Here is a 4,923-nt window from a genome sequence, read left to right on the forward strand (position 1 = left end):
TGGCCAGCACAGCGCCGCGGCGAAGGCGACCAGGATCAGGGCATGCAGCCAGCCCGGCAGGTCGGGCAGCAGGTCGAAGCCGGCGAGGACCAGGAAGGCGCCGAGCACGGTGGCGACGGGCCAGGCGGCGCGCCAGGCCGCCTCCCAGGCCGCAGCCAGCCATGCCAGCGCGATCTTGACGCGCGGCTCGGCCGGCTCGGTCGTCCCCGGGGCCTCCGTGGGGCTGCGGGCCACCTCTCCTCCTACGCCTCTCCGTCAGTCTACCTTGGCAAGCCAGGGCGGCAGGCTCTCCCCGGCGACCATCTCTTCAAATGTGGGCCGTTTTCTGACGATGGCAAACCGATCTTTGTCGACCAGCACCTCCGGCACCAGCGGCCGGGTGTTGTAGGTCGACGCCATCACGGCCCCGTAGGCGCCGGCGCCGGTGAAGGCGACGAGGTCCCCGGCGGCCAGCGGCGGCAGCAAGCGGCCCTTGGCGAAGGTGTCGCTGCTCTCGCAGACCGGGCCGACCACGTCGAATTCGGCCTCGGCCGCGCCCTCCGCCGGCTGGCGCAGCGGCACGATGCCGTGCCAGGCTTCGTACATCGCCGGCCGGATCAGGTCGTTCATCGCCGCGTCGAGGATGACGAAGTTGCGCGTCCGCCCCGGCTTGATGAAGATCACCCGCGACAATAGGACGCCGGCATCGCCGCAGATCGACCGCCCCGGCTCGCACATCAGATGGCAGCCGAGATCGCCCACCGTCTCGCGCACGATGCGGGCATAGTCGGCCAGCGCCGGCGCCGGATCGCCCTTGTAGGAGATGCCGATGCCGCCGCCGAGGTCCAGCCGCTCGACCACATGGCCGGCGGCGCGCAGCTCGCGCACCAGCTCGGCCAGCCGGCGATAGGCGTCGCGATAGGGCGACAGGTCGAGCAGCTGGCTGCCGATATGGGCGGCGATGCCGACCGGGCGCACGCCCGGCAGGGCCCGCGCCCGCGCATAGGCCTCGGCCGCGTCCTCGAGCTCGATGCCGAACTTGTCGCCCTTGCGGCCGGTCGAGATCTTGGTGTGGGTCTTGGCGTCGACATCCGGATTCACCCGGAAAGCCACGACCGCATCGCGCCGCACCCGCACCGCCACCTGCGACAGCAGCTCGAGCTCCTGCAGCGATTCGACATTGATCTGGTGGATGCCGGCCAGCAGCGCCGCCTCCAGATCCTCCGCGGTCTTGCCGACGCCGGAGAAGACGATGCGCCCGGGCGGGCAGCCGGCGGCCAGGGCCCGCTTCATCTCGCCGGTCGACACCACGTCGATGCCGGCGCCCTGCTGCACCAGCGTGCGCAGCACCGCGAGGTTCGAGTTGGCCTTGGCGGCGAAGCAGACATCGATCGGCAGCCCGGCCAGCGCGTCGACATAGGCGCGGTAATTCGCGACCAGCGCCGCCGAGGAATAGACATAGGCCGGCGTGCCGACCTGCGCCGCCACGGCGGCGAGGTCGACATCCTCCGCGAAGAGGGAGCCGTTCTTGTAGGCAAAAGCGGTCATGAGCTCGGATAGCTCCGCGGATAGGCCGAGGTCTTGGGATCGGGCGGGCTGACCGAGGCCGCCTTCTTGCCGCAGGCGACAAGTCCGAACGCCAGGGTTACGGCGAGGAGGATACGCAGAATCACAGGAAACGCTCCTTTGCGGCCTGGACGGCCTCGCGCACCCGGTCGGGCGCGGTGCCGCCATAGCTCTTCCGGCTGGCGACCGAGGCCTCGGCGGTCAGCACGGCGTAGACGGCGTCGGTGATGCCGGGATGGACCGCCTGCATCTCGGCCAGCGGCAGCTCGGACAGGCGGCAGCCCTTATCCTCGGCCAGCTTCACCAGATGGCCGGTGATGTGGTGCGCCTCGCGGAACGGCACGCCGAGCTGCCGCACCAGCCAGTCGGCCAGGTCGGTCGCGGTCGGGAAGCCGGCCTCGGTGGCCCGGCGCATCGCCTCGGCATTGACGGTCCAGCTCTCGACCATGCCGGTCATGGCCGCCAGGCACAGCATCAGCGTGTCGTCGGCGTCGAAGACCGGCTCCTTATCCTCCTGCATGTCCTTCTGGTAGGTCAGGGGCAGGCCCTTCATCACGGTCAGCAGGGCGCCGAGGCCGCCGAACACCCGGCCGGTCTTGCCGCGCACCAGCTCCGCCGCGTCGGGGTTGCGCTTCTGCGGCATGATCGAGGAGCCGGTGGAGAAGCCGTCGGACAGGCGCACGAAGCGGAACTGCGGCGTCGACCAGAACACGATCTCCTCCGCCAGCCGCGACAGGTGCATGGCGCAGATGCCGGCGGTGGCGAGATAGTCGAGCGCGAAGTCGCGGTCGGAGACGCTGTCGAGCGAATTGGCGGTCGGCCGGTCGAAGCCCAGCGCCTTGGCGGTCGCATGCCGGTCGATCGGATAGGGTGTGCCGGCCAAAGCGGCGGCGCCGAGCGGGCATTCATTGGCCCGGGCCCGGGCATCGGCGACGCGGCTGCGGTCGCGGCCCAGCATCTCGACATAGGCCAGCAGGTGATGGCCGAAGGTGACCGGCTGCGCCACCTGCAGATGGGTGAAGCCCGGCAGGATGGTGTCGACATGCTGCTCGGCCTGGGCGATCAGCGCCGCCTGCAGCGCCTGCAGCCCCTGCTCCAGCCGGTCGAAGGCGTCGCGCACCCACAGGCGGAAATCGGTCGCCACCTGGTCGTTGCGGCTGCGCGCCGTGTGCAGGCGGCCTGCGGCCGGGCCGATGATCTCGGTCAGCCGAGATTCCACGTTGAAATGGATGTCCTCGAGCGCGGTCTTGAACTCGAACCGGCCCTCGGCGATCTCGCCGGCGATCTGCTCCAGGCCGCGGTCGATCGCGGCGGCGTCCTCGGCGGACACGATGCCCTGCGCGGCGAGCATTGCGACATGAGCGCGCGATCCGGCGATATCCTGCGCCCAGAGCTTGCGGTCGAAGCCGATCGAGGCGTTGATCCGCTCCATGATCGCGGCCGGCCCGCCGGCGAAGCGGCCGCCCCACATCGGATTGGTGCCTTTATCGGGCACGACGGGGGTGGCAGGCTGGGTCGGATCGGACATGGGGTGCGGACCGGATGAGGAAGAGAGCAACGATCGCCGCGGGCGTGGCCGTCCTGGTGCTGCTGGCGGCGGGCGCGGCCTGGTGGACGCACTGGACACCCTGGGGAACCCCGGGGGATCGGCCGCCTTTGGGCGGCACCGTCGCCAGCTTCGTCCTGGCCGACCGGCCTGAGCCGGCCCCGGAGATTACCTTCTCCGACGCCGCGGGCAACACCCTTCGTCTCGCCGACTTCAAGGGCAAGGTCGTGCTGCTCAACCTGTGGGCGACCTGGTGCGCCCCCTGCGTCAAGGAGATGCCGGCGCTGGACCGGCTGCAGGCGAAGCTGGGCGGCGCCGACTTCACCGTGCTGGCGCTGTCGATCGACCGCGAGGGGCTGGCCAAGGTGCAACCCTTCTTCGACGCCCACAGGATCGCGGCGTTGCCGGCCTATCTCGACCCCGGCGGCCGGTCTCCGGCGCTGTTCACCGCCCGCGGCCTGCCGACGACGCTGCTGATCGACCGCGACGGCACCGTGGTCGGCCGGCAGGAGGGCGCGGCCGAATGGGACGACGACAGCTCGATCGCGCTGCTGCGCTTCTACCTCGATCGCGGGAAGGCCGGGTCGGCCTGAGGGCTGCGGCTAGCCGGTTCGAGACTGCGCTGGTGTGAGTCGGCTGGCGGCGGCTTCGAGAACCGGAGCGCAGCGCACATCTGGTGCGTGAGCACCGGAAGCGCAGAAGCCGCCGCCAGACGGCCGCACCAGTAGCAGTATCGGACGTGCGCTCAGAGGGGCTGGGAACCCATATAGAAGCCGACCAGCAGGAGAACGCCGTAAACCCAGATGATGGTGCGGAGCAACATGGTCCTTTCCTCGGGCTCTCGGCCCGGGGAAAGATCTACGCCGCCTCGCGTGAATCAGATGTGACGGCGGTCACGGGGCAATTTCACGCTGTCCTGGTGGCTCGCGGTCATTCCATATGATATACAAGTGGCAACGTATATCATGGTGATGCCATGCGCGTGGCGAAATGGGGCAACAGCCTGGCGGTGCGGCTGCCTTCGACCGTCGTCGAGGCGCTGGACCTGAAGGAGGGCGACGAGATCGAAATCCGCATCGCGGCCGATCGCGCCTTCCTGGTCGAGCGCGACCGCAGCCGGGAGCAGGCGCTGGACCGGCTGCGCCAGATGCGGCGGCCATTGCCCCCCGGCTTCCGCTTCGACCGCGACGAAGCGAATGAGCGCTGAGGCGTTCCTCGACACCAACATCCTGCTTTACGCCATCGCCCGCGACGATCCGCGGGCCGCGGCCGCCGAGGCGCTGCTGGCGGCCGGCGGCGTGATCAGCGTGCAGGTATTGAACGAGTTCGCGGCGGTCGCACGCCGCAAACTCGGCCTGTCCTGGGATGAGATCGCCGAAGCGCTGTCGGCCGTCCGGGCCCTCTGCGAGCCGGTGGAGCCGGTCACGGTCGAGATCCATGAGGCAGCGCTGCGGATCGCGGACCGCTACGGCTATCACATCTATGACGCATCGATCGTCGCCACGGCACTCCGGGCACAGTGTCGGATTCTCTATTCCGAGGACATGCAGGGCGGTCAGGCGATCGAGGGCCTGACGATCCGGAATCCTTTTGGTAGTGAGATGTCATGACCATCCGCCCCCGCCGCTCGCTGCTCTATGTTCCCGGCTCGAACCCGCGCGCGCTGGACAAGGCCCGCACGCTGGACGCCGACGGGCTGATCCTGGACCTGGAGGACGCGGTGGCGCCGGACGCCAAGGTCGCGGCGCGGGAGCGGGTCGTGGCCGCCGTCAGCGCCGGCGGCTGGGGGCCGCGCGAGGTGCTGGTGCGCGCCAATGCCGCCGACACGCCCT

At 69.9% G+C, this 4,923-nt stretch carries 7 protein-coding genes; 4 read left to right on the forward strand and 3 right to left on the reverse strand.

Annotated elements, in window-relative coordinates; genetic code table 11:
• From P409_RS26585 to argH, 3 genes are all read right to left on the reverse strand, one after another.
• Positions 1 to 234, reverse strand: a 234-nt coding sequence (locus tag P409_RS26585; RefSeq protein WP_034845517.1) for a DUF4175 family protein, incomplete at its 3' end; no start/stop codon positions are given.
• Positions 235 to 255: 21 nt separating this feature from the next.
• Positions 256 to 1,527 carry a diaminopimelate decarboxylase gene (gene lysA, locus P409_RS26590; protein WP_034845519.1) on the reverse strand — a complete coding sequence of 424 codons (1,272 nt, stop codon included), beginning with the start codon at positions 1,525 to 1,527 and terminating at the stop codon, positions 256 to 258.
• A gap of 121 nt (positions 1,528 to 1,648) precedes the next feature.
• Entirely contained in the window at positions 1,649 to 3,073 is a 1,425-nt protein-coding gene (gene argH, locus P409_RS26595; protein WP_034845522.1) for an argininosuccinate lyase, read from the reverse strand.
• A 14-nt stretch (positions 3,074 to 3,087) separates the two neighbouring features.
• Between argH and P409_RS26600 the strand changes: the two genes are divergently transcribed.
• The 4 genes from P409_RS26600 to P409_RS26615 all read left to right on the forward strand — a co-directional run.
• Positions 3,088 to 3,684 carry a TlpA family protein disulfide reductase gene (locus tag P409_RS26600; protein WP_034845524.1) on the forward strand — a complete coding sequence of 199 codons (597 nt, stop codon included), beginning with the start codon at positions 3,088 to 3,090 and terminating at the stop codon, positions 3,682 to 3,684.
• Between the two features lie 383 nt (positions 3,685 to 4,067).
• Positions 4,068 to 4,298, forward strand: coding sequence for an AbrB/MazE/SpoVT family DNA-binding domain-containing protein (locus P409_RS26605; protein WP_034845526.1), 231 nt, complete (start codon positions 4,068 to 4,070; stop codon positions 4,296 to 4,298).
• On the forward strand, positions 4,288 to 4,701 hold the full coding sequence (locus tag P409_RS26610) for a PIN domain-containing protein (protein ID WP_034845528.1): 414 nt from the start codon (positions 4,288 to 4,290) through the stop codon (positions 4,699 to 4,701). Before P409_RS26605 ends, P409_RS26610 begins: the two co-directional genes overlap by 11 nt.
• Positions 4,698 to 4,923 (forward strand): aldolase/citrate lyase family protein (locus P409_RS26615; protein WP_034845530.1); only part of this gene is annotated, 226 nt, incomplete at its 3' end. The genes P409_RS26610 and P409_RS26615, both read left to right, overlap by 4 nt.

The sequence above is a fragment of the Inquilinus limosus MP06 genome, from assembly GCF_000767795.1.
GTDB classification, from domain to species: Bacteria; Pseudomonadota; Alphaproteobacteria; order DSM-16000; family Inquilinaceae; genus Inquilinus; species Inquilinus limosus_E.

Bases quoted from the DNA above. Each gene is read 5' to 3' on its own strand.
- argH (WP_034845522.1), bottom strand. From the start codon at position 3,073: ATGTCCGATCCGACCCAGCCTGCCACCCCCGTCGTGCCCGATAAAGGC.
- lysA (WP_034845519.1), bottom strand. From the start codon at position 1,527: ATGACCGCTTTTGCCTACAAGAACGGCTCCCTCTTCGCGGAGGATGTC.
- P409_RS26605 (WP_034845526.1), top strand. From the start codon at position 4,068: ATGCGCGTGGCGAAATGGGGCAACAGCCTGGCGGTGCGGCTGCCTTCG.
- P409_RS26600 (WP_034845524.1), top strand. From the start codon at position 3,088: ATGAGGAAGAGAGCAACGATCGCCGCGGGCGTGGCCGTCCTGGTGCTG.
- P409_RS26610 (WP_034845528.1), top strand. From the start codon at position 4,288: ATGAGCGCTGAGGCGTTCCTCGACACCAACATCCTGCTTTACGCCATC.